The sequence below is a fragment of the Herbidospora sp. NBRC 101105 genome (assembly GCF_030269205.1).
Classification (GTDB): domain Bacteria; phylum Actinomycetota; class Actinomycetes; order Streptosporangiales; family Streptosporangiaceae; genus Herbidospora; species Herbidospora solisilvae.
The window spans coordinates 243,297-267,634 of sequence record NZ_BSSX01000005.1; the positions used below are offsets into that span (position 1 = coordinate 243,297).

At 68.9% G+C, this 24,338-nt stretch carries 23 protein-coding genes; 12 read left to right on the forward strand and 11 right to left on the reverse strand.

Annotated elements, in window-relative coordinates; translation table 11 throughout:
- Window positions 1-45 precede the first annotated feature (45 nt).
- A complete protein-coding gene (gene pyrE, locus QSK34_RS21640) occupies window positions 46-582 on the forward strand; it encodes an orotate phosphoribosyltransferase (protein WP_161479735.1) in 537 nt (178 codons plus the stop codon).
- Here pyrE and QSK34_RS21645 read toward each other — a convergent pair.
- Complete coding sequence (locus QSK34_RS21645) at window positions 554-937, reverse strand: hypothetical protein (protein ID WP_285586059.1); 384 nt, start codon at window positions 935-937, stop codon at window positions 554-556. The genes pyrE and QSK34_RS21645 overlap by 29 nt on opposite strands.
- A gap of 128 nt (window positions 938-1,065) precedes the next feature.
- Complete coding sequence (locus QSK34_RS21650; protein ID WP_285586060.1) at window positions 1,066-1,764, reverse strand: DedA family protein; 699 nt, start codon at window positions 1,762-1,764, stop codon at window positions 1,066-1,068.
- 120 nt (window positions 1,765-1,884) lie between these two features.
- On the opposite strand from QSK34_RS21650, the gene fbaA reads away from it, so the two are divergent.
- The 4 genes from fbaA to QSK34_RS21670 all read left to right on the forward strand — a co-directional run bounded on the left by fbaA (window position 1,885) and on the right by QSK34_RS21670 (window position 5,800).
- Window positions 1,885-2,907 (forward strand): class II fructose-bisphosphate aldolase, encoded by a 1,023-nt coding sequence (gene fbaA / locus QSK34_RS21655; protein ID WP_030456298.1) that lies wholly within the window; start codon window positions 1,885-1,887, stop codon window positions 2,905-2,907.
- Window positions 2,908-3,033: 126 nt separating this feature from the next.
- Window positions 3,034-3,450 (forward strand): DUF3151 domain-containing protein, encoded by a 417-nt coding sequence (locus tag QSK34_RS21660; protein ID WP_030456299.1) that lies wholly within the window; start codon window positions 3,034-3,036, stop codon window positions 3,448-3,450.
- A gap of 99 nt (window positions 3,451-3,549) precedes the next feature.
- Complete coding sequence (locus tag QSK34_RS21665) at window positions 3,550-4,833, forward strand: adenylosuccinate synthase (protein ID WP_285586061.1); 1,284 nt, start codon at window positions 3,550-3,552, stop codon at window positions 4,831-4,833.
- Window positions 4,834-4,900: 67 nt separating this feature from the next.
- On the forward strand, window positions 4,901-5,800 hold the full coding sequence (locus QSK34_RS21670; protein WP_285586062.1) for a glycerophosphodiester phosphodiesterase family protein: 900 nt from the start codon (window positions 4,901-4,903) through the stop codon (window positions 5,798-5,800).
- Between the two features lie 9 nt (window positions 5,801-5,809).
- Here QSK34_RS21670 and corA read toward each other — a convergent pair whose 3' ends face one another.
- A complete protein-coding gene (corA, locus tag QSK34_RS21675; RefSeq protein ID WP_161479729.1) occupies window positions 5,810-6,913 on the reverse strand; it encodes a magnesium/cobalt transporter CorA in 1,104 nt (367 codons plus the stop codon).
- Between the two features lie 260 nt (window positions 6,914-7,173).
- Between corA and purD the strand changes: the two genes are divergently transcribed.
- The 3 genes from purD (at window position 7,174) to QSK34_RS21690 (ending at window position 11,643) form a co-directional block, all read left to right on the forward strand.
- A complete protein-coding gene (gene purD, locus QSK34_RS21680; protein WP_285586063.1) occupies window positions 7,174-8,391 on the forward strand; it encodes a phosphoribosylamine--glycine ligase in 1,218 nt (405 codons plus the stop codon).
- 475 nt (window positions 8,392-8,866) lie between these two features.
- The gene (gene murA / locus QSK34_RS21685) at window positions 8,867-10,138 is read left to right on the forward strand and encodes a UDP-N-acetylglucosamine 1-carboxyvinyltransferase (RefSeq protein ID WP_285586064.1); all 1,272 of its coding nucleotides are present in this window, start codon (window positions 8,867-8,869) and stop codon (window positions 10,136-10,138) included.
- 212 nt (window positions 10,139-10,350) lie between these two features.
- Window positions 10,351-11,643 (forward strand): transcriptional regulator, encoded by a 1,293-nt coding sequence (locus tag QSK34_RS21690; RefSeq protein WP_030456307.1) that lies wholly within the window; start codon window positions 10,351-10,353, stop codon window positions 11,641-11,643.
- A 602-nt stretch (window positions 11,644-12,245) separates the two neighbouring features.
- Here the strand turns inward: QSK34_RS21690 and QSK34_RS21695 are convergent.
- Window positions 12,246-12,680: a hypothetical protein gene (locus tag QSK34_RS21695; protein WP_156046100.1), complete on the reverse strand. Its 435-nt coding sequence runs from the start codon at window positions 12,678-12,680 to the stop codon at window positions 12,246-12,248.
- A gap of 297 nt (window positions 12,681-12,977) precedes the next feature.
- Here QSK34_RS21695 and QSK34_RS21700 point away from each other — a divergent pair, with 297 nt between their 5' ends.
- From QSK34_RS21700 to QSK34_RS21710, 3 genes are all read left to right on the forward strand, one after another.
- Window positions 12,978-13,154, forward strand: a complete 177-nt coding sequence (locus QSK34_RS21700; RefSeq protein ID WP_285586065.1) for a hypothetical protein — start codon at window positions 12,978-12,980, stop codon at window positions 13,152-13,154.
- Window positions 13,155-13,174: 20 nt separating this feature from the next.
- The gene (locus QSK34_RS21705) at window positions 13,175-13,486 is read left to right on the forward strand and encodes a hypothetical protein (protein ID WP_285586066.1); all 312 of its coding nucleotides are present in this window, start codon (window positions 13,175-13,177) and stop codon (window positions 13,484-13,486) included.
- Between the two features lie 283 nt (window positions 13,487-13,769).
- Window positions 13,770-14,663, forward strand: coding sequence for an EamA family transporter (locus QSK34_RS21710; protein WP_285586067.1), 894 nt, complete (start codon window positions 13,770-13,772; stop codon window positions 14,661-14,663).
- Here the strand turns inward: QSK34_RS21710 and hisC are convergent.
- Window positions 14,638-15,711: a histidinol-phosphate transaminase gene (hisC, locus tag QSK34_RS21715; protein WP_285586069.1), complete on the reverse strand. Its 1,074-nt coding sequence runs from the start codon at window positions 15,709-15,711 to the stop codon at window positions 14,638-14,640. The two genes, QSK34_RS21710 and hisC, sit on opposite strands and share 26 nt — an antisense overlap.
- Window positions 15,712-15,813: 102 nt before the next feature.
- On the opposite strand from hisC, the gene QSK34_RS21720 reads away from it, so the two are divergent.
- Complete coding sequence (locus QSK34_RS21720) at window positions 15,814-16,524, forward strand: polysaccharide deacetylase family protein (protein ID WP_161479720.1); 711 nt, start codon at window positions 15,814-15,816, stop codon at window positions 16,522-16,524.
- Here the strand turns inward: QSK34_RS21720 and QSK34_RS21725 are convergent, their stop codons facing one another.
- From QSK34_RS21725 to QSK34_RS21750, 6 genes are all read right to left on the reverse strand, one after another.
- Complete coding sequence (locus QSK34_RS21725) at window positions 16,525-17,616, reverse strand: acyltransferase family protein (protein ID WP_285586070.1); 1,092 nt, start codon at window positions 17,614-17,616, stop codon at window positions 16,525-16,527.
- A gap of 50 nt (window positions 17,617-17,666) precedes the next feature.
- On the reverse strand, window positions 17,667-18,323 hold the full coding sequence (locus QSK34_RS21730) for an NUDIX hydrolase (protein WP_161479718.1): 657 nt from the start codon (window positions 18,321-18,323) through the stop codon (window positions 17,667-17,669).
- 26 nt (window positions 18,324-18,349) lie between these two features.
- Window positions 18,350-20,125, reverse strand: coding sequence for a DUF4434 domain-containing protein (locus QSK34_RS21735; protein WP_285586072.1), 1,776 nt, complete (start codon window positions 20,123-20,125; stop codon window positions 18,350-18,352).
- Between the two features lie 94 nt (window positions 20,126-20,219).
- On the reverse strand, window positions 20,220-21,308 hold the full coding sequence (locus QSK34_RS21740; protein ID WP_285586073.1) for a glycosyltransferase: 1,089 nt from the start codon (window positions 21,306-21,308) through the stop codon (window positions 20,220-20,222).
- Between the two features lie 13 nt (window positions 21,309-21,321).
- Entirely contained in the window at window positions 21,322-22,584 is a 1,263-nt protein-coding gene (locus tag QSK34_RS21745) for a nucleotide sugar dehydrogenase (RefSeq protein ID WP_285586074.1), read from the reverse strand.
- A gap of 105 nt (window positions 22,585-22,689) precedes the next feature.
- The gene (locus QSK34_RS21750; protein WP_285586075.1) at window positions 22,690-24,285 is read right to left on the reverse strand and encodes a glycosyltransferase family 4 protein; all 1,596 of its coding nucleotides are present in this window, start codon (window positions 24,283-24,285) and stop codon (window positions 22,690-22,692) included.
- Window positions 24,286-24,338: the final 53 nt, after the last annotated feature.

A 24,338-nucleotide genomic window follows, 5' to 3' on the forward strand; every position in this document is an offset into this window, starting at 1 on the left:
AGTCAGAAAAACTGACTTGCTCAGACGGTCAATACGCTGAGGACCATGACTGACCGAGAACTTCTGCTGGACGAGATCAAGAACAAGGCCGTCGTGCACGGCCGGGTGACCCTTTCCTCGGGCAAGGAGGCCGACTACTACGTCGACCTGCGCCGCGTGACCCTCGACGGCACGGCGGCGCCGCTGGTGGGCCGGGTGATGCTCGACCTGACGAGAGATCTCGGCTTCGACGCGGTCGGCGGGCTCACGCTGGGCGCCGACCCGGTGGCCACCGCGATGGTGCACGCCGCCGCCGCGCGGGGCGAGCGCCTCGACGCCTTCGTGGTCCGCAAGGAGGGCAAGGCCCACGGCCTCCAGCGCCGCATCGAGGGCCCCGACGTGGCCGGGCGCCGGGTGCTGGCCGTTGAGGACACCACCACGACCGGGGGGTCGGTGCTGACCGCCGTACAGGCGTTGAACGAGGCGGGGGCGGTGGTCGTGGGCATCGCCACGATCGTGCACCGGGGTGGCGACGAGAACCTCGCCGCCGCCGGGGTGCCCTACCGGTCGGCGTTCAGCTTGGCTGACCTTGGCCTCGGGTGACGGTGAAGGCGGCGCGCTCCCCGGGCTCGACCGGGGGGCGCGGCTTCCCGTTCTCCCAGATCTTCACGAGTGAGGCGTCGTCGAGGACGACGTCGAGTTTGCCGTCGAAGTAGGCGACCTGCTCCCCCTTGGAGAGCTGCCCGTTGATCAGCACGTCGCCGCCGGGAATGCGGACGAAGACGGGACAGTGGTCGGCCTGGCAGACGATCTGGAGCGTCGCGGGGGCGGTCCGGGCGGCCTGGGCGGAGGCCGCGGGGGGCACCGGCGTGTCGGGGGCGTCGACGGGGTCGGTCGCGGTGAGCAGCCCTACGACACCCACCACGATCAGCGACAGCAGGGCACCTACCGCGAGCACGATGAGTACGATCCGGGCGATCCCCAACGGATCGGACCTGTGTCGTCCCACTCTTCTGACGGTAACCGGTTGGAAAGACCCAGCTGTCCCAAAAAGTAAGATTATTACGATCGGCTATCGCCGACAGGTCAGGCCGTCTCGCGGTGGTGCTTGCCCTTGGGCTCGGTCACCGGGGCCGACGGAGAGCCGCCCGCCGCGGCCTTCCGGTTCTTCATGACCTCGCGGATGATCGGGATCACCGAGACGATGATGATCACCGCGGCGCCGGGCAGGATGTAGCGGTCGACGCTGGGCACGAGGTCGCCGATGAAGTAGCCGAACAGCAGCAGGCCGTCGGTCCACAGGACGCCGCCGACGATGTTCCAGACCAGGAAACGGCGCGGCCGCATGCCGAGCATGCCGGCGACCGGGTTCAGGAAGGTCCGGACGATCGGGATGAACCGCGCGAGCACGACGGCCTTCTCGGGGCCGAACTTCTCGAAGTAGTACTGCGCCTTCTCGACGTACTCCTGCTTGAACAGGCGCGAGTCGGGCCGGGCGAACAGGCGCGGGCCCGCCTTCGCGCCGATGTAGTGTCCGAGTTGGGCGCCCGCGATGGCGCAGACCGGCGCGCCGACCAGGAGCACCGGCAGCGGGAACGGCGTGTCGAGGCCGACCGCCGAGGCCACCTTCGCCGACGCGCCCATGCCGGCGACCACCAGCAGCGAGTCGCCGGGCAGGAAGAAGCCGATCAGCAGACCGGTCTCGGCGAAGATGATGGTGAGAATGCCGATGAGCCCGAAGGTGACGATCCACCACTCGGCGCTGAGAAGATTCGTGACGTCCATCGCGAGAGCAGCGTACCCCGGCATGATGAAGACCGGCGGCAAGCCGGGGCGCTTCACACATCCGGGCACGCTTCGGAATACTGGTCCAGACCAATCCTCACTCATTGGAGCTGACTTTCGATGCCTATCGCAACCCCAGAGGTCTACGCCGAGATGCTCGACCGGGCCAAGGCCGGCGGGTTCGCCTATCCGGCGATCAACGTGACGTCGTCGCAGACGCTGAACGCTGCGCTGCGCGGCTTCGCCGAGGCCGAGAGCGACGGCATCATCCAGGTCTCCACCGGTGGCGCCGAGTTCGCGTCCGGCACCACGGTCAAGGACATGGTCATCGGTGCCACGGCCCTTGCCGAGTACGCCCGCGTGGTGGCCGCGAAGTACAACGTGACCGTCGCGCTGCACACCGACCACTGCCCGGCTGACAAGCTCGACGGGTTCATGCGCCCGCTGATCGAGATCTCGCGCGAGCGGGTCGCCCGCGGCCAGGAGCCGCTGTTCCAGTCGCACATGTGGGACGGCTCGGCCGTGCCGCTGGAGGAGAACCTCCAGATCGCCTCCGAACTCCTCGACAAGTGCGCCGAGGCGCGCGTCGTCATGGAGATGGAGATCGGCGTCGTCGGCGGCGAGGAGGACGGCGTCTCCCACGAGATCAACGACAAGCTGTACACGACCCCCGAGGACGCCATCGCCACCGCCGAGGCGGTCGGCCTCGGTGAGCGCGGCCGCTACATGCTCGCCGCCACCTTCGGCAACGTCCACGGCGTCTACAAGCCCGGCGCGGTCAAGCTGCGCCCGTCGGTGCTGAAGGACATCCAGGACGCCGTCGGCAACAAGTACGGCAAGGACAAGCCGTTCGACCTCGTCTTCCACGGCGGCTCGGGCTCGCTGCTCGAGGAGATCCACGAGGCGATCTCGTACGGCGTCATCAAGATGAACATCGACACCGACACCCAGTACGCCTTCACCCGCCCGGTCGCCGACCACTTCTTCAAGAACTACGACGGCGTGCTGAAGGTCGACGGCGAGGTCGGCAACAAGAAGGCCTACGACCCCCGCGCCTACGGCAAGCTGGCCGAGGCCGGCATGGCCAAGCGCATCGTCGAGGCCTGTGAGCACCTCAAGTCGGCCGGCACCAAGCTGAGCTAGGTGTCATGCGTGGAGGCCCGGATCGACGGAGATTCGGGCCTTTGGCATCTGCAGGAGTAAATGATTACGGTTTGCCGCTACAGGTAAGACAGTGTTCAAAGACCGATCACGAGAACGGGAGCCGCTGTGGAAACGCACGAGAACCTGCTGGCCGGCCCACCCCCCACGCAGCTTCCCGACAACGCCGAGGCGCGCAAGATGATGGAGAGCGGGATCAAGGCGGCCGACGTCGCGGCCCGGTTCCCCACCTACTCCGCCGCGTGGGCCACCCTGGCCGACGACTACTTCGCGGCGGGGCACGCCATCACCTCCTACGCCTTCGCCCGCACCGGCTACCACCGGGGGCTCGACCAGTTGCGCCGCGCCGGGTGGAAGGGCCACGGGCCGATCCCGTGGGACCACGAGCCGAACCGTGGGTTCCTGCGCTGCCTCAACGCGCTGGCCCGCGCGGCCAACGCGATCGGTGAGAAGGACGAGGCCGAACGTTGCCAGCAGTTCCTGCGTGACTCCTCCCCGGAGGCGGCCGACGCGCTGTCGAACTGACCGGAGATCCCCTTTTTCCGGCAGCTCAGGTAGTCTCGGTTTGCAAGAGCCCCTGTCGCTTGCGTCAGGGGCTTTGGTTTTTGTTCCGGGAGATTGACCATGCCGGCTGTCGTTCTCGTGGGCGCCCAGTGGGGCGATGAGGGCAAAGGAAAGGCCACCGACATCCTCGGTGGCGTCGTCGACTACGTCGTCCGTTACCAGGGCGGCAACAACGCGGGTCACACCGTCGTCATCGGCGACCAGAAATACGCCTTGCATCTGCTGCCCACGGGAGTGCTGTCCCCCAACGTCACACCCGTGATCGGCAACGGCGTCGTCATCGACCCGGGCGTGCTGCTCGGGGAGATCGACGGGCTGGCCGCGCGGGGCATCGACTGCTCGCGGCTGCTGATCTCGTCGAACGCGCATTTGATCATGCCGCACCACAAGGCCATCGACAAGGTCACCGAGCGCTACCTCGGCAAGGCCAAGATCGGCACCACCGGGCGGGGCATCGGCCCGGCGTACGGCGACAAGATCTACCGGATGGGCATCCGGGTGCAGGACCTGCTCGACCCGGGCATCCTGCAGAAGAAGATCGAGGCCGCCCTCAACGAGAAGAACCAGATCCTCACCAAGATCTACAACCGGCGCGGGCTCGACCCGGCGAAGGTGCTGGAGGAGTACCTCGGCTACGCCGAGCGGCTGCGCCCCCACATCGCCGACACCGCGCTCATCCTGAGCAAGGCGCTCGACGACGACAAGTTCGTGCTGCTCGAAGGCGGCCAGGGCACCCTGCTCGACATCGACCACGGCACCTACCCGTTCGTCACCTCGTCGTCGCCGACCAGCGGCGGCGCGTGCGCGGGTTCGGGCATCCCGCCGACCCGCCTCAACCGGGTGATCGGGATCGTGAAGGCGTACACGACCCGGGTCGGTTCGGGCCCCTTCCCGACCGAGCTGCTCGACGAGACCGGCGAGTGGCTGCGCAAGACGGGGCACGAATACGGCACCACCACCGGGCGCAACCGCCGCTGCGGCTGGTACGACGCCGTGATCGCCCGCTACGCCTCCCGCATCAACGGCGTGACCGACTTCTTCCTCACCAAGCTCGACGTGCTGTCGGGCCTGGAGAAGATCCCGGTCTGCGTCGCCTACGACGTCAACGGCGTGCGCCACGACGAGATCCCGATGACCCAGACCGACTTCCACCACGCGAAGCCGATCTACGAGGAGTTCCCGGGCTGGGAGGAGGACATCACCTCCGCCAAGACCCTCGACGACCTGCCGCCCAACGCGCAGGCCTACGTCAAGGCGCTGGAAGACATGTCCGGCGCGCCGATCTCCGCGATCGGCGTCGGCCCCGGCCGCACCCAGACGCTGCAGATCAGGTCCCTGGTCTGAAACAGGGCACGCCGATCGGAGCCCCAATACCGGGGACCGGTCGGCGTGCCTTGTAGGGTTCGCGGTTGTGCACCGACCTGTTGAGTTGCACGGGCACCGGGGCGCCCGCGGCCTGCGGCCCGAGAACACCCTGCCCGGTCTCGCCTACGCGCTGGAGATCGGCGTCGACGCCATCGAGTTCGACGTCGTGCTGACCGCCGACCACCAGTTGGTCCTGAGTCACGACCTGACCGTCTCCGCGGTGACGAGCCGCGACACCGGCACGGAGCAACTGGTCGGCCGGCCGATCAACCAGCTCACCCTGGCGCAGCTCCGCACCCTCGACGTCGGGGTGCGCCGCCCCGTGCGCGAGAACGACCCGTTCATGCTCACCCAGGTCGGCCGTCCCGACACCCGCATGCCCACGCTGGGCGCGGTGCTCGGGCTCGTCAGCGCCTACGGCGCCGACCACGTGCGGCTGAACGTCGAGCTCAAGTCAGACCCCACCCGGCCCGACCTGTCGGCCGACCCGAAGGTCTTCACCGGTCTGGTCTTGGACGAACTGGCGCGGCACCGGCGGCTCGACAACTCGGCCATCCTGAGCTTCGACTGGCGCATCCTGACGGCGGCACGTGACGCCGTACCGAACAGATACGCGCTGGTCGAGGCGGCGACCATCGATCCGGTGTGGATGGCCGGCTTCGACATCCGCGACTTCGAGGTCGACATCGCGGGCGCGGCCGAGGCCGCCGGGGCGACCGTGTTGTCTCCCGACCGGGTGCTCGTCGACAAGCAGCTCATGACGGGCGCGGCCCGGCGCGGACTGCCCGTGGTGGTCTGGACGGTCAACGACGTCACCGAGGCGGCCGAACTGCTCGACCTGGGTGTGGCCGCGATCGTGACCGACTACCCCGACCGCATGCGGGAGTTGTGGGCCACTCGCGGCATCCCGCTGCCGCGCTCGGTCAAGGCCGTCGCGGCTGTCTAGAGCAGCCGTCTAGAGCCAGCCGTTGCGCCGGAACGCCCGGTGGAGCAGGGCGCAGGCGACGACCATCACGCCGACGACCACCGGGTAGCCCCACACCGCGTCGAGCGCCGGCATGTGCTCGAAGTTCATGCCGTAGATGCCCGCGATCATGGTCGGGACGGCCAGGATCGCCACCCACGACGAGATCTTGCGCATGTCCTCGTTGGCCAGGGCGTTGGTGCGGGCCAGCGCGGCCTGCAGGATCGAGTCGGAGAGCTCGTTGCTCGACTGGACCTGCTCGCACACGCGCGACAGGTGGTCGGAGACGTCGCGGAAGTACTCGCGCATGTCGGAGGGGATGCTGCGGCGCTGCGGGAGCTGCGAGAACGGGGTGGAGAGCGGCGCGACGGCGCGCTTGAGCTCCAGCATCTCCCGCTTGAGGTGGTAGATCCGGTTGATGTCGCGCGAGCTGACCTCGGCGAACACCGCGGCCTCGACCTCTTCGAGCTCGGCCTGCATCTGGTCGGCGACGTAGAGGTACTTGTCGACGACGTGGTCGGCGATGGCGTGGAGGACGCCGGTCGGCCCGCGGTTGAGCAGCTTGGGCTTGTCTTCGAGCTTCTCGCGCACGTCGCTGAGCGGGCTGTGGGCGCCGTGGCGCACCGTGACGACGAAGTCGGGTCCGACGAACACCATGATCTCGCCGGTGGCGATGATCTGGGCCGACTCGGTCAGCACCTCGTGGTCGAGGAACGCGACCGTCTTCAGCACCACGAACAGGGAGTCGCCGTAACGTTCCACCTTGGGCCGCTGGTGGGCCTTGACCGCGTCTTCGACGGCGAGGGGGTGCAGCCCGAACGTCTCGGCCAGCCACTCGACCTCGGGGGCCTCCGGCTCGAAGAGCCCGACCCAGACGTAGGCGTCGGGCTTGGCGGCGTCCTCGTTGTGCTGCCGGACCAGCTGGACGGCCTGCGCTATTCCGTCGGCGGCCACCTTCCGGCCGCCGATGTAGGCGCCGAAGGTGATGAGCGACTCGCTCGACGGGACGCAGGGGAACTTCTTGTGCTCACGCACCGGTGAGACCACGGTGGCGGCACGGGTGTAACGACGGGGGAAGAGCGTGGCGGAGCGCATGTCGGTCCCTTCGAAGGCCGAGCTCACATGCTCCACGCGAACAGCGGAGTCACCCCTTACACGGGCGCGGGCATGCGGGCGGCGTGCATCTGGAAATGGAGAGGGATGTCGCGCACGTCAGACGCGCGCGTGCACGTACTGACGGGATCGCCAGAAGACACCCGTACCACCTCCAATCGCCACTTGACACCGCAAAGCCAACCCAAAATATCACAGGGTCCCAGGATAACCGTGGTCGCCGGGCCTGAGAGAATGCGTGGGTGCGAGTTCTGGTGATCGGTTCAGGAGGCCGTGAGCACGCGATCTGCCGTGCTCTCCGACCCGCCGAGGTGCACTGCGCGCCCGGCAACGCGGGCATCGCCGAGGTGGCGCGGCTCCACGACGTGTCGCCCCTCGACGGCTCCTCCGTCGCGGCGCTGGCGCTCGACCTCGCGGTCGACCTCGTGGTCATCGGCCCCGAGGCCCCGCTGGTCGCCGGGGTGGCCGACGCCGTCCGCGCGGTCGGCGTGCCGTGCTTCGGCCCGTCGCGCGAACCCGCCGCGATCGAGGGCTCCAAGAGCTTCGCCAAGTCGGTGATGGAGGCGGCCGGCGTCCCGACCGCCCGCGCCTTCTCCTGTACGACCCCCGAAGAGGCCCTCGACGCCCTCGACACCTTCGGCCCGCCCTATGTCGTCAAGGACGACGGCCTGGCCGCCGGCAAGGGTGTCGTCGTCACGACCGACCGCTCCGCCGCGCTGGCCCACGCCGCGGCCTGCGAGCGCGTGGTGATCGAGGAATACCTCGACGGCCCCGAGGTCTCGCTGTTCGCCCTGTGCGACGGCAAGACGGCCGTCGCCCTGCAGCCCGCACAGGACTTCAAGCGTGCCCACGACGGCGACGAGGGCCCCAACACGGGCGGCATGGGCGCCTACACCCCCCTGACGTGGGCCCCCGAGGGCCTGGTCGACGAGATCATGACGACCGTCGTCACCCCGACCGTCAACGAGCTGGCCCGCCGCGGCACGCCCTACACCGGCGTCCTCTACGCCGGCCTGGCCCTGACGAGCAAGGGCCCCAAGGTCATCGAGTTCAACGCGCGCTTCGGCGACCCCGAGACCCAGGTCGTGCTCGACCGCCTGGAGACCCCCCTCGCCGACCTGCTGCTCGCCTGCGCGACCGGCGAACTCGCCGCCCAGCCCGCCGTGGTCTCCCGCCCCGGCGCCGCCGTGACCGTGGTGATCGCGGCCGAGAACTACCCCGGCGCCCCGGTGAAGGGCGACCCCATCGAGGGCCTGTCGGAAGAGGTCGAGGGCGCTTACGTGCTCCACGCCGGGACCGCCCTGAAGGACGGGAGGGTCGTCTCCAACGGCGGGCGCGTGCTGAACGTGGTGGGCACGGGCGAGACGGTGGCCGAGGCGCGGGAGCGGGCCTACGAACTCGTGGGGCGCATCCAGATGCGCGGCTCCTTCCACCGAAACGACATCGCCGAGGGGCGATAGTCACAGGAGTCACTGTTTTCCCTGATCCGGCCGCTGCGTCCTGACAAAATAGGACAAGTGAAAGAGCGGTATTCCGGTAAGGCGCGCTGTCGGTACGTCGCCGACTGCGCCACTCGGCCGGTGGTGGCGGTGTGTCGGATTTCGGGCCGTGGTCGCGTATAGGAGACCGAAAATCGCTGTGCGGGAAGTGGGGGAAGCTGTCCCCTGCCTGGGCGGATGTCGGTTTTGGGGCTGATTTCGAAGCGTTTCGGGCGTTCGATCAGTCGTTCGTGTTCCTTGCGCTGAATCCGGCGAACTTCGCATTCCCGGGCAGAACACCGGGCCCGTAAGCGACGGCCTTTAACAGCCTTACGGGCCGGACTTTGCGAGGGTGGTTTCGCCGCGAATGACCCCGGCTAGCGGCTACTGTGGGCCGATACCCGGCTACCGCACCTGCCGCACCATCCTCCCCACCCCCAACCGAGGAGTTTTCTTCATGGTTCGTTACCGCGTGCGCGGTGGCAATGCGCTGCGTGGAACCGCGTTCGTTCAAGGCGCGAAGAACGCCGTGCTGCCCATGATCGGGGCGGCCCTGCTGGCGGCGGAAGGCCGGACGGTCCTCCGTAACGTCCCGCTGATCGAGGACGTGCGCCGGGCGATCGAGCTCGCCGAGGCCGTCGGGGCCCGGGTGCAGTTCCACGAGGCGGAGCGCACGCTGGTCATCGACGCCTCGGGTGTGAACACGCCCGTGCTGCCCGAGGAGATCGCCTCGCGCTTCCGGGGCGTGATCCTGTTCGTGCCGGCGCTGCTGCACCGGGTCGGCGAGGTCATCGTCGAGGGGGTCGGCGGATGCAACTTGGGCGCCCGCAACCTCGACTTCCACTACAACGGCTACAAGCGGCTCGGCGCCCTGGTCGACGAGCAGGAGAGCACCATCCACATCAAGGCCGCCGGGCTGACCGGGGCCACGCTCTACCTCGACCGGCCCTCCCACACGGGCACCGAGAACCTCATCATGGCCGCCGCGCTGGCCCAGGGCACGACGGTCATCGAGAACGCGGCGCTGGAGCCCGAGGTCCTCGACGTCATCGAGATGCTGCGCAAGATGGGCGCGAACATCAGCGGTGAGGGGACGGGGTTCATCACCGTCGAGGGGGTACGCGAGCTCAAGGCCGTCGAGCACACCGTCATGGCCGACCGGCTCGACGCCGGGGCGTTCATGATGGCCGCCGCGATCACCGGGGGCGAGGTGACCCTGCTCGGCACCTCGCTCGAACACCTGGGTGTCGTGCGGTGGAAGCTGGAGCAGATGGGCGTGGAGTTCTTCCAGGAGGGCGCCGTCGTGCACGCCCGCCGCGACGGGCAGCTGCGGCCGATCAACGTGATCACCGACACCTACCCGGGCTTCGCGACCGACCTCCAGCCGCAGCTGATGGCGATGGCGGCGCTCGCCCACGGGCCGAGCTACATCCACGAGCGCGTCTTCGACGGCCGGTTCGCGCTGGCCCGGGAGCTCAACAAGATGGGCGCGCGGGTGGAGGTGGACGGCAACCGGGCGGTCGTCCACGGGCCCACCCCGCTGCGGGGCACGACCGTCGAGGCGCACGATCTGCGGTCGGGCATCGCGCTCGTGCTGGCGGGGCTGGCGGCCGAGGGCGAGACGGTGATCGAGTCGGGCTACCGCATCGACCGGGGCCACGCCGACATCGCGCAGCGGCTCCGGGCCCTCGGCGCCGATGTGGAACGCGAGATTTCCCCTTTTGCCTAGTTCGACGTCCATAATGGCATTGACCAGCCACAACATAATGGGAAAGGACCGTGCCGCCCTTCTCAGAACGGTATTCCGGAAAATCCGGGCGTGACATTACGGCCTCCGGGAGCGATCGTTCCAAAGAGAAGTCAATCGAGAAGGCACGCGGGATGGGACGAACATTGGTCGAGCGCACTGAAGACTCACCGCGCGGCCGCGTGGGGGGCGGAATGGGCGCTGGGACGCCGGACCTCACCATCGGTGTGGTGGGGCCCCATGACCTCGTCGAGCGGGTCATGCTCATGGGACACGCCGCCGCTCCGGTGCCGTGCCGCCTCGTGGCGGCCGCGTACCGGGACGAGCAGGAGGCATCCGACAAGGTGACCCGGCTGGGCGGCGTCGACGCCTGCCTATTCGCCAGCCCGATTCCATACGAGCTGGCACGGCGAGCCGGGGTGCTGACGATGCCGGCGACCCACGTCCAACTGGGCGGCGCGGCCCTGACGGCCGCGATCGCACGGGCGGCCCTCGACGACCGCATCGACCCCAGGCGGGTCAGCGTCGACGTGCTGAGCCGGGGCGAGGTCGACGAGGCGTTCGCGGACCTGGGCATATCCACGGCAGAGGTGCACAGCCGCGACGAGCCGGGAGCGACCGGCACGATCGCGGCCTACCACGAGCGGCTGGTCCGCCAGGGCGCCACGACGGGCGCCCTGACCTGCATACCGGGTGTGGCCGACCGATTAACGGCGGCCGGCATCCCCACGGTCCGCATCCGGCCCACGTCGGCGGCGGTCCGGACCGCTCTCCACACGGCGGCCCTGCTCGGGGCGCACCACCGGCTGGAGGAATCCCAGCTGACGGTGATCCTCGTCGAGGTGCCGACGCTGCGGGAGCCCATAAGGCGGGCGGCGCCCCGTTACTGGCGTGACGAGCTGCGGCTCTCCCTGCACCGCCTGCTGGTGCAGGAGGCCAACCGCATCAACGCCAGCGTGTGGCCGATCGACGACCACAGCTACCTGGTGGTGGCCACACGGGGATCGATCGCCGGCGCGACCGACGGCTTCCGGGTGCTGCCCTTCGCGGCGAGGATCCGCGACGAGCTGGGCCTGGCGGTCGAGGTCGGGGTCGGCATGGGCCGCACCACCCACGACGCGGAGACCCACGCACGGGCCGCACTGGCCCGCACGCAGGCCGGCAAGCAGGCCCAGGGCTTCGCGGTCGACCGGGAGGGACGCACGCTGGTGCCCCCGCCCCGGATGCCCCCGCAGTCGGCCGGCCCCGCGAAGCCGAAGGGTGTCGAGGTCCTGGCCCGGCTGGCGGCCAAGCTGGAAGGCGGCGACACCGTCGTCGACGCCGAGGGCGCGGGCAAGATGCTGGGGGTGACACCGAGAACGGCGCGGAGACTGCTGCGCACGCTGGTCGACGAGGGACTCGCGTGGCCGCTCCCACCGAACCGGACACCCCAACCGGGACGGCCCCGGCAGCTCTACCGGCTGATCGTGGAGAAGCTGAACCGCTGAGACGGGTGAGTACCCGGCATCCCCTTAACCGGGGGTGCCGGGTACTTGCTTTTTAATGTGTACGGATACGTCCGGATAAATCCGGACAGGGAATTCACTTCACCGGATTCGAGAAAGTGCGGGGCGGGCGGGGCTGGAGTTGCGCAATATTGCGCAACTTCAATGCAAGTCGTGAAATGCCGGGCTTGGGAACGACGGCCGGGCGCCTTTCACCGAGCCGCGGTGTCCGTTCTCCCATTGGCTCCTTGAGACCCGAGCCCTGCCGGCGACACGGCCCACGGCACGCGTCGTCGGCCGTCACCGCGAGAGTCGCCCCGGGTCATGGTCGAACAGGCGGGCGTCGGTGAGCACACCTCTCGGGGGCCCACCCCCCGCTGGTGATCCCCGACGGTTTTCCACAGGGCGGAGTCGTCGCACGGAAGACGTCGGTCGCGGGAGAGACGATGACCTCAGCCCGGGCGGGCGGGCGGAGTGCACGCCCGGCCCCGGCACGCGCCCACCGGCTCCTGCGCCACAACGGCTGGGAGAGCACGGCGACCGGCGACGGCGAGCGTGTCATCCTGCGCCGTCCGGCGGGCCGGCACACACGGGAGGCTCCGGCTTCACCAGGGCCGGCCAGGCCGCCTCCGGCGCCTGTTTGGTGACGCCATCCGAACATCGGGCATCCGAGGTACCGGTCGGGTCGGAGCGGCCTGGACGTCGATGGCGTCCCACACTGCCGCGAACTCCTTGGTGAGCGCGCTGAGCACCTGGGGCGAGGCCTCCATCCGGCCGTTCATGGTGCCGTTCAGATAGAGCACTGTGACGATGGTGCGGACGAGCGGCCAACGCGGACGCCGCGCGAACCTGCCCTGCATGATGTTGGACAAGTTCGACGGGGAGAGCGAGCGCCACTCCTCGGAGGGCTCTGCCTTGATCATGGACTCCGCCAACACCGCCATCCTGCGGTAGCTGGGCAGTCCCACCGTGCGGTGCAGACTCTTGAGCTTGTCCAGAAGGGCATCACAGTCGATCCGCCCTCCGCGCATTTCACTCATCAACGAGTTCCGTTCTCAGACAGCGCAACCGCGCATTAGGCCATCAACGACCAAGAGTTCACACAGAGATCACCGGGGCGGCCGGTGATGGTGGCGAGACTAACGCGTCCGCTCGGACCGCGCCCCATAATTCCCAAACGTCTCGAGCGCGAGGATTCGCCTTGTCGTCCGGTTCCGTCCAGAGTCGTCCAGACCCGGAGAAAGTCGTACAGAAATGATGATCTTCGAGTTCTCGGCATGGGGTCACTGATAGCTCTGGAGTCGTCGACTCCCCGCTATCAGAAAGAAAGTCAGGAAATGTCGCCTACCGTTTCTCTGATCATCGCGGCTCTCGTTTCCGCCGTCGCCGCGCTGATCTGCTACATCGTCAGCCTCAGGTCCGGCAAGGCCGGGCCGACCGCGCTCATCAACTCGGGAGGCGCCTACCTCGGGGTGGCCACGTTGTGCCTGCTCGTACTGGAGTACCTCCAGTGAGCCGGCTTCGGCTGAGCGAGGTGCATCCCCACCTGAGCGCGACGATCGCCTGGCTGCTCGGGATCAATCCGCTCGCGCGAACGGTGGCCGATCTTCCTTACTTCGGCGTCTGCGGATGCTCGCGGACTTGCCAGAACCTGTTGACCTCTCCGCCGGGATCGGCGAGCCCTCGGTCGTTACCGCTATTGCTCGACGGAGAGGAAGTCATCGGACTCAGCCTCGACCCCACCGGCATGGTCATCACCGATATCGAGGTACGTGATCCCACGCTCTACGGCCAATCAAACGAGACATCCGGAAATATCCGGTTACGTCCACAACCATCCCGGTAGTATTCCGCGCCGATTGGCCGGGAGCAGAAATGCCGCACTATCGCAAAGGAAGCCAGCGCAGCCATGCGAGACCACTCTCAAAAGAACGACAAATGCCGACGCACTTGAGCCGTCACCCTCATTGAAGGGGCGGTGTGGTCAGCCCGCCACCCGGAGCCTGCGGGACGCGCCCGCCGGCCCGGAGCGGGAGCACGACCTTCTCTTGCAGGCCCCGTCTCCGTGATGCCCGATTTCGGGCCCCGCTCTGGAGGGCTTTACCCCCGTTTGGCTATTGTCAGGAGTCATGCAGCGGGACGGTCGTGACATTCGTGTGTGGATCCTCCTGACGACCGTCTACATCGTCTGGGGATCGACCTATCTGGGCATCGGACTCGTCATCGAGACCATGCCGCCCTTCGTCTCCGGCGGCCTCCGGTTCGTCGTGGCGGCCCTCATTCTCGGCGTGTTCCTGCTGGTCAAGACCGGCCCGGAGGCGTTCCGGATGAACCGCCGCGAGTTCTTCGACGCGGCCCTGGTCGGGTTGCTGCTCCTCACGGGCGGCAACGGGATGGTCGCCGTGGCCGAGCAGCACATCTCCACCGGGCTCGCCGCGCTGCTGGTCGCCTCGACGCCGCTCTGGCTCGTCATCATGCGCACGGTCTTCCGCGACCGGCCCCACGTCCTGACGCTGACCGGGGTGCTCATCGGGTTCCTCGGCGTGGCCGGGATCTCGCTGACCGGCGGGATGTCGGGGGGCTCGGTCGGCGTGGTGGTGATCCTGCTGGCGTCGTTCTCGTGGGCCGTGGGGTCGTTCATGTCGGGGCGGGCGCCCATGCCGAAGAACCCCTTCGCCGCGTCGACCGTGGAGATGGTGGTCGGCGGCGGCGGGTTGCTGGTGTGCAGCGGGCTGGCCGGGGAGCACCTCGTCCTGTCGGAGGTGTCGGGGCGGTCGTGGGCGGCGCTGGCCTACCTGATCGTCGTGGGGTCGCTGGTGGGGTTCACGTCGTACGTGTGGCTGCTCGGCAACGCGCCGATCTCGCTCGTCTCGACCTACGCCTACGTGAACCCCGTCGTCGCGGTCGCGCTGGGGATGATCTTCCTGGGCGAGACCGTGACGGCCATGATGGTGGCCGCCGGTCTCGTCATCGTCGCCGGGGTGGCGCTGGTGGTCTCTACCGAGCGGAGACGTGTGTCCTGAACGCCTGCGCGGCGCTCAGGAAGACGTCGTTGGCCTCACGGTCACCGATGGACACACGGGCACCCTCCGTGCCGAAGGGCCGCACAGCGACGCCCTCAGCGGCGCACGCGGCGGCGAACGCGGGGGTGTCGTCGCCCAGGCGCAGCCAGACGAAGTTGGCCTGCGATTCGGGGACCGTCCAGCCCTGGGTGATCAGCGCCTCGCGGACGCGGGTGCGCTCGGCGACGACCCGCTCGACGCGCTCCAGCAGTTCGTCCTCGGCGGCCAGCGACGCGACGGCGGCGACCTGGGCGAGGTGGTTGACCGCGAAGGGGACCATCGTCTTGCGGACCGCCGCGGCGATGGGCTCGGGGCCGATCAGGTAGCCGACGCGGAGGCCGGCCAGGCCGTAGGCCTTGGAGAAGGTGCGCAGCACGGCGACGTTGGGGCGGTCGCGGTAGATGGTCAGGCCGTCGGGGACGGCCTCGTCGCGCACGTACTCCCTGTAGGCCTCGTCGAGGATGACCAGCACGTCCGACGGAACCGCGTCGAGGAACGCGGTGAGCTCGGCCGCGCGGTTGGCGGTGCCCGTCGGGTTGTTGGGGTTGCAGACCAGGATCATGCGGGTGGCGGGGGTGATCGCGGCCGCCATCGCGTCGAGGTCGTGGGTCTCGGCGGCGAGCGGGACACGTACCGAGAAGACCCCGGACAGATCCGCGAGCAGCGGGTAGGCCTCGAACGAACGCCACGCGTAGATGACCTCGGCGCCCGGCTCGCCGACCGTCTCGAAGAGCTGCTGGGCGACGGTGACCGAGCCCGCGCCGAGCGCGATGTGCTCCGGCGGGACGCCGTAACGGGACGCGAGCGCCTCGGTCAGCCGGACCGCCGCCGGGTCGGGGTAGCGGTGGACGGTCGTGGCGGCCTCGGCGATGGCGGCGACGACGCTGGGGAGCGGCGGCTCGGGGGACTCGTTGGAGGACAACTTGTACGACCGCCCGTCGGCCGACACCACCGCCTTGCCCGGCGTGTAGGCCGTCATGGTGTCGAGAACGGCCCTGAACTGCGGCATTGATTCCACCCCTCCGTTGCGGCGATGTGCCCCACACCCTACTTGAGGTCATTCGTGCCGATCTCAGAGTCGTCCCAGGAACACCCCTTAGGATTCGGCACCATGCGCGTGATCGTCCGGGGGGCACTCGCCCTCGCCTTAACCACGTCCCTGCTCGTCCCGGCCGCACCGGCGAACGCGAAGCCCAAGCCCTACTGCGAGCGCCACAAGTGCATAGCGCTCACCTTCGACGACGGGCCATGGCCCTACACCCCCGCCCTGCTCGACACCCTGAAGAAGCACAAGGCCAAGGCCACCTTCTTCGTCCTGGGCCGGAAGGTCGGCAGCCGCGTCGACATGATGAGGCGCATGGTCGACGAGGGCCACGAGATCGGCAACCACACCTGGGACCACCCCGACCTGACCAAGCTCTCCGACGAGGAGATCGTCTCCGAGATCACCGGCACCCAGGACGTCATCAGGGAGGCCGTCGGCATCACGCCGACGTTCATGCGTCCCCCGAACGGCGCGACCAACTCACGCGTCGGCTCCCTGATGGAGACGCTCGGGCTGCCGCAGATCCTGTGGACGGGCTCGACCCTCGACTGGCAGGCCCGCAACACCAAGGTCATCAAGGAGCGCACGCTCAAGTTCGCCAAGCCGAACGCCGTCATCCTGCTGCACGACATCGTGCCGGAGACGGTCAAGGCCATGGAGACCGTGGTCGACACCCTGACGAAGAAGGGCTACAAGCTCGTCACCGTCTCCACGCTGCTCGGCGACCGCGAACTGAAGCCGGGCGAGGCCTGGCCGAAGCCGCCGAAGAAGAAGTGACTAGTCGGCGATCTTGAGTGAGCGGGACAACGCCGCCTTCAACCGTGGCTGGGCGGGCACCTCGACGAACCGGTAGACCGCCCACGCCACGACCAGCACGATCCCGATGACCACCGGCAGCGTGACCCGGTGCCCGAGGACCGGGTTGAGCCACTGGATCATCAGGAACCCGACGTGGTGGTGGAACAGGTAGAGCGGATAGGTCAGCGCGCCCAGCAGCGTCAGCCCCCGCCAGTCGATCCCGTCGAGCCGTCCGAGCGCGACCAGGATCATCACCAGGAACATCAGCGAGATCACGCCGACCACGAGCGCGGTGCCCAGCGGCTCGCCGAACCGCTTGATCGCCGACGGCCCCTCGCCGAGCAGCTGGACCAGCCCGAAGGCGTAGGCGAGGCCGACGAACAACCACGGCAGCAGCGAGTTGCCGAAGCGGTAGATCAGATAGAGGGACATGCCAGCGATGAAGTAGGGCGCCCCGAACTGGGCCAGCCCGACCTTCAGCAGCGAGATGTCGAGCCGCTCGGCCAGCGCGAGCAGGAAGATCCAGCCGCCCATGAAGCCGAGCACCCGCCGGTACGTGATCCCGACCACCGCGAAGCAGGCGATCATCACGTAGAAGACGAGCTCGTGCCAGAGCGTCCAGTAGACGATCTCCAGGTCGCGGATCCGCAGGCCGTGCTGGAACATCGTCAGGTTGGCGAGCAGTTCGCTCAGGGTGGGCCGGTGGTCGGTGATGAACCCCATCAGCGCGATCCCGCCCAGGATGATCACGCTGGCCCAGTAGGCCGGATATAAGCGTGCGATCCGGGAGACCACGAACTCGCCGGGTGTGCGCCCCCAGGCGCTCATCAGGATCACGAAGCCGCTGATCATGAAGAACAGCCGGACTCCGTAGGAGCCGAACATCGTCACGCCGCTCAGCGCCGGGAAGGCGTTGACCGTCCCCCACGCGCGCGTCTCCCCGAAGTGGAACAGCACCACCGCCATGGCCGCGACGAACCGCAGCAGGTCGAGCACCCGTAAGCGGGGCTGGACGAAGGGTGGGTCAACGGCGGCCGCCGCCGGCACAGTGCGCGGCTCCGATATCAGCACAGGGGGAGAATATCCCTAATCACACCGGTAACAGGGACCCCAATCGCGGCTCAGACCCGCAACATGGGCGGGTGGAGCGCCTCGGCCGGGCCCCGCCGGTAGAGCATCGCCGGTCGGCCGCCGTCGCGGGTGGTCGTCCGGCCCGACGGCACCAGGAAACCCTCGGTCTTGGTCACCTTGCGGTGGAAGTTGCGGGGGTCGAGCGGGCGGCCCCACACGATCTCGTAGACCCGGCGCAGTTCGGCGACGGTGAACTCGGTCGGGCAGAAGGCCGCGCCGAGTGAGGTGTATTCGAGCTTCGACCGGGCGCGTTCGAGCCCGTCGAGCATGATGCGGCGGTGGTCGAAGGCCATCTCGGTCAGCTCGCTCAGCGGCTGCCAGCTCATGTGGGCCTCGGTCGACGCGGGCAGGTCGGGGGCCAGCCCCAGGTAGGCCACCGACACGACACGCTGGCGCGGGTCGCGGTCGGGGTAGCCGTAGGTGCGGAGCTGCTCCAAGTGGACCGGCGCCCCGGCCATGCCGGCCCGTTCGGCCAGCACGCGGGCCGCCGCGGCCGGGAGGTCTTCGTCGAGGTGGATGAAGCCGCCGGACAGCGCCCACAGATCGGGGTAGGGCGGACGATCCCGTCGCCACACCAGCGCGCACAGGGCGCTCGACCTCACTGTAAGCACGACGAGATCCACGCTGACGGGGATGCGCGGGACCATGTCAGGCACGTTACACGCTGTCGCGATCAATCGTTGTTGTGGTAGTAGACCGGCTCGGCGGCCTTGCGGCCGTCGGTGGCGGTCACCTCGACCCTGACCCACGCGTCCGGCGGCACGCTCTCCCAGTCGACCGGGATCCAGACCTGCCCGACGGCGGGTGGTAAGTCGGCGATCGGCTGCCCGTCGAACCAGCCCACCGACTGCGAGTCGACCACCCGCGGGGTCTCCAGACCGGTCCAGCTCAGCGTCACCCGCACGTTCTCCAGGTGGTAGCCGCGAATCTGCAGGCCGTCCTGGATCTGCCGCTTCGCCCTGATGGCCTGGATGGCGATGGGACGTTCCCAGTCGGTCGCGAGGTCCTCGGCCAGCGACGGGCTGCCGCAGGTGAAGAAGTCGCTCCACATGTACGAGATGATCTTCGAGACGTACGGCCCGACCAGCGTGACCGCCGTGTCGAGGCGGGGCTTGTCGGTGCGTCCGCGGGTGCCCTGCGTGCCGCACTTCTCGGTCGCCGACGGCTCGAACGCCTCGACGTTGGCCCACAGCTGCACGTCGACGCCCTCCTCGTCGCGCAGTTCGAGGCGGGACTCGTACATGGCCCGGTAGTAGTCGCGGGTGGCGCCCCAATAGGCGGTGCTGTACGTGCTCTCCCCCACCACCGGCTTCAGCCGCTCGTCGACGGGCTGGTTCTTCCAGTTCGGCCAGAACAGGCCGACCTTGCCGGTGCCGCGCGAGTCCTGCGGCGCGATGATGCCGACGCCCGTGCGGGCCAGCGCCTTGAAGCCCTCGCCCACCTGCGCGGGGGTCGAGGTGTAGTCGACCCGTTTGCGGGCGTCGAGGTAGGGGCTGACCAGGATCGGCTTGCCGGGGAGCACCTGTTCGACGATGCGGTGCTGTTCGGCGTACACCTGGAGGGTGGGAACGTTCTCGGGGTCGGCCCAGTCTCTGATGACCAGCTCGAAGGGCTGGTAGACGCCGCCGAGCGAGTCGCGGCCCGCGAAGCGGGTGCCGTAGTCCTGCAGGATGCGGCGGGTCAGCGTGGTGAGCGTGCCGATGTGGCGCGGGTTGGCGCGGGTGACGCCGGTCGGGTCGCGCGGGGCCAGCGGCAGCGACGGGAAGACCTTGATCCCGAACCGGTCGCCGAGGTCGAGCAGCTCGGTCAGGCTGTCGGTCGCGCCCGCCGACACCAGGATCAGGTGGTAGCCCTTGCCCTTGCTGGCGAAGTCGCAGGTGGCGTCGTCGGAGCCGTCTTCGTCGGCGATGAGGCGGAAGAACACCCGGTCGCCGACGACGATCTTCTTCTCCATCTGCGGGCAGCGGAAGACGCCGTCGCCGTACTGCTCGTCGGTGCGGAAGACGAACGACCACGAGATGCGGTTGTCCGGGTTGGCCGCCTTCAGGTCGCGCTCGGCCGCCTGGTAGCAGGTCAGCCCGTCTTCGACGCAGTGGCCGTAGCGATCGTCGGGCTTGGGTTGGCTCTGGTCGTCGGGGGCCGTCTCCAGGATGCGGCCCTCGGCGTCGACCCCGCGCGGCTGCAGGCCGAACCCGATGCGGACCACCGTGTCGCCGCCGACCTTGTGGATCTCCTCCAGCTGGCGGCGCCAGTTGCAGCGGTCGGCCGACGGCATGATCCAGTAGCCGGTGATCGCGTAGGGGGTGCGCATGTTCGTGTCGAACGTGCCACACGGGTCGGTGAAACCGGTGTTGGACGGGGTCGGGCTCGGCTCGGACGGCGAGGTGCTGCCGATCCGCGCGGCGTGTGGCGTCTCGGGCTCCTGGAGGGCGATCACCACGGTGGCCACGCCACCGAGGATCGCGATCCCTAGAAGCAGAGCAAGCCAGCGCAAACCGTCACCTCATCCGATCGACGTGGGCTGATTCGTTCAGGGGGCGGGCCTACGGCTTGACGCCGTTCCAGGCTTCGAGCTGGGAGACGAATCGACGCGCGGAGTTGGGCCAGTGGTGGTTGCCCCGGGCGGCGGCGTAGCCGCGGGCGCCGGCGTTGCGGCGCTCCTCGGGGTTGTCGCGCAGCGCGAGCACCGCTTTGGCGACGGCCTGCGGGTCGCTCCAGGGGACCACGACCCCGCTGCGGTAACGCTCGATCAGCTCGACCGCGCGGGGCGAGGGGGTGGTGATGACCGGGATGCCGTGGGCCATGTACTCCACGATCTTCGTGGGCATGGAGTGGCGGTAGTTGGGCTCGTCGTGCAGCAGCGACAACCCGGCCAGCGCGCCGTCGAGCCGCTTGAGCGCCTCGTCGTTGGGCATGAAGTCGCGCCATTCGAGCGCGCCCTCTTCCACGGCCTCGGCGAGCATGCGGCGCGACTGCGGGTCGGCGTACCCGATGAGTTCGACGACCACCCGGTGGGGCCGCAGCAGGCGGCCGACCTCGATGGCCTCGCGCACGCCCCGCGCCTCGGACAACCAGCCCAGGTAGACCACCCGGTCGTCGCCGGGCGGCGAGACCGTGTCGGGCACCCAGGTCTCGTTCGGCACGACCAGGTGCGCCTCCTTGAACCGGCCCGCGTAGGCGGTCTCGGCGAGCAGGAGGTGGAAGTTGCGCTCGGCCCAGCTCTCCAGCATGCGGGCCACGAACCGGGTCGGCGGCCGGAGGAAGGCCGGCAACCACGGCTTCAGCGACAACGTCGCGGGGGTGTCTTCGTGGACGTCCCACACGACCGTCGGCCGGTTGCGCACCCCGGCGACCGCGAACAGCAGCTCGGGGTCGTGGATGAGCGCCATGTCGACCTTGCCGCGCATGCTCTTGAACACCTTGCGCGCGGCCCGCACGGCGGTCATCCGCCGCCGCTCGGCCGCCCGGGGCAGGTCGACCCCGTTCACCCAGGACCGGGGCACCACTCCGCGCGCCGAGTACGGCGCGGCGTACGTGACCTCATGACCGGCGTCCACGAGCGCGCGGATCTGCCGGTGCAGGATCCGGGCGTCCTCGGGGTGATGCACCACCGTCATGACGAGCACGTGCACGCGCCAGGCCCCCTTACAGCCGCTCGACGCGTTCGCCGGTGGCCAGCACGCCCCGGGTGTCCAGCACCAGGCGGGCCTGCCGCTCGACCAGCTCCAGGTCGAACATCGAGTGCTGCTGGAGCAGCACCGTGACGTCTGCCTCCCGGATGGCCGTCTCGAGGTCTTCCTCGCGCGGCACCGGAGTACCTTCGACCGACCACTCCTTGACGTAGGGGTCGGCGTAACTCACGACGGCCCCGAGCTCCATGAGCGCCTCGGCGACCGGTATCGCGGGCGTCTCCCGCTCGTCGGCGATGTCGGGTTTGTAGGTCACCCCGAGCAGCAGCACCTTCGAGCCGTTGACGGCCTTCTTGTCGCGGTTGAGCAACCGCTGCACGCGGGTCACCACGTAGGACGGCATGCGCTCGTTGATCTCCTGCGCCAGCTCCACGAACCGGAACGGGAAGCCCAGCTTGCGCACCGCGTAGGACAGGTAGGACGGGTCGACGGGGATGCAGTGACCACCCACGCCGGGGCCCGGCAGGAACTTCTGGAACCCGAACGGCTTGGTCGCGGCCGCCTCGATCGACTCCCAGAGGTTCACCCCGAGCTCGTCACAGAAGATCGCCATCTCGTTGACGAGCGCGATGTTCACGTGGCGGTAGGTGTTCTCCAGCAGCTTGGCCATCTCGGCCTCGCGCGTTCCGGAGACGGGGACGACCCGCTCGACGAACCGCGCGTAGAACTCGGTCGCCCGGTCGCGGCAGGCGGTCGTGTAGCCGCCGACCACCTTCGGGGTGTTGCGCAGGCCGAACTTCGGGTTGCCGGGGTCGATGCGCTCCGGCGAGAAGGCCAGGTGGAAGTCGTCGCCCGCGACGAGGCCGGACTTCTCGAGGATCGGCCGGGCCACCTCGTCGGTGGTGCCGGGCCAGGTCGTCGACTCGAGCACCACGAGGGTGCCGGCGGTGAGCTGCTCGGCGACGGCGCGGGTGGCGCCCTCGACGGCGGACAGGTCAGGACGGTGGTCTTCGTCGAGCGGGGTGGGCACGCAGATGACGATGGCCGCGGACCGGGCCAGCACCGTCGGGTCGAGCGTCGCGGTGAAACCGTTCGCGAGCATGCTGTCGAGGTCGGCGTCCGTCAGGTCGTCGATGTAGGAACGTCCCTCGTTGAGCGCGTCCACCTTGCGCGCGTCAACGTCGAGGCCGACGACTTTCAGACCTGCCGCCACAGCCTCCTTGGCCAGCGGCATGCCGACGTAGCCCAGCCCGATGACCGTGAGATCGATCTCGCTCACGACATGGCCTGGGGGTGGAGAGAACACTTCATGGTCGCAAAGGCTATCTCAAGTCGGCACCAATGATGCCTGATGCTGCACATCCGGCGTCCCTGGTGGATTTCTCTAGCGGGTGAGTGATTCGTAAATTTCCCGATAAGTGTTGGCAAGGCTGCTCCAGGTTCGCTTCGCGGCAACCTCCTCCTTGCCCGCCGCGCCCATCTTGCGGCGGCGTTCGGGGTCGTCGCGGAGCTCGGCCACCGCGTTCGCCAGCGCCTGCGCGTTCCCGGCGGGCACGAGGATGCCCGGCTCGCCGTCGCCGATGAGCTCGGCGAGGGCCGGCAGGTCGCTCAGGATGACCGGCTTGCCCAGCGCCATCGCCTCGACCGGCTTCAGCGGCGTCACCAGACGGCATACGCGCAGGTCCTCGCGGGGGCAGATGAAGATGTCGATGGCCGCCTGGGCCTGCAGGGCCTCGTCGGGCCCGACGCGCCCCGGCACGATCGCGATGTCACCTATACCGAGTTTGTTCACCTGCGCGAGGAGGTTCTCGCGCTCGGTGCCGTCGCCCACCAGAAGCACCTTCACGGGCGTGCCGGACTGCTTGAGCAACGCGGCCGCCGACAACATCGTCGCGAAGCCCTCGTAGGCCACGATCGACGACACCGAGCCGATGACGATCTCGTGGTCGCCGATGCCGTACTGGCGGCGCAGCGATGCGCCGTCGTACTCGGCGGTCAGCAGCGACGCGTCGACGGCGTTGGGCGCCAGGAAGATGCGCTCACGCGGCACGCCGCGCTCGACGATCTCGCCGACCATCGTCTCGGCCAGGGTCACCACGGCGTCGGCCGAGTTCATGATGGTGGCCTCGCGCTCCCGCATGAGGCGGTGGCGCTCGGTGCCGACGCGCGCGGGGTCGCGGCTGGCCCAGGTCTCCTCCAGGAAGCCGCGGACCTCGTACACGAACGGGGTGTTGGTCCTCTCCCGCACGGCCATCGCGACCGACCCGTTGCGGTGGTCGGTGGCGGCGTGGAGGACCTGCGGGCGGAGCTGGCGGACCAGCTCGGTGACGTCTTCGGCGCCGCGCGTGATGCGGCCCCGGGTCTCCATCGGGATCTCGCTGCCGGTCGGCAGCAGACGGCGGTAGGGGATGCCGTCGATCTCCTCGTAGGGCTCGACGTCGGGGAAACCCTGGAGGGCCGGCCAGCCCCAGCTCGTCACCACGTGGGGGTCGAGCCCGGCGGCCTTCTGCGCGGTCACGATGCGGTGGGTGCGCACGGTGTAACCGGCCTGCGTGAACGGCAGCGCGTTGGTCACGATGTGCAGCGCGCGGCCCGGCACCCGCTCACCCATGATCACCTTGGGCTTCGGCGGGATCGGGTTGGGCAGCAGCGCGGCGCGCTCGCCCTCGTACAGGGCCAGCCGCTTCTTGATGAAGACCCAGCGCTCATGCGGCTTGAGCATGTCGATGGCCTGGCTCATGTGCCCGGCGTCGAAGACGGCCCGGGAGTCGTTGAGGGGAACCCTGGCCATCCGCCGCCACATCTTGCGGATCGTGACCTTGGCGACCCGCGCGACCGGCCACGCCACCTTGCCCACGAGAGGGCGAAGCGGCTTCGGCACGGTCTCCGCGGCTGCGTGCGCCACCCGAAGCGGGTCCTGCACGACCTTCCCCACGAAGATCCGGGAGGTCGTCACCGGGCTCTTGACGAACCCCTTCATGAACCTTCGGGCACTGGCCTTCGCGGCCTTTGCCGGAATGGGCTTGTTGGCCT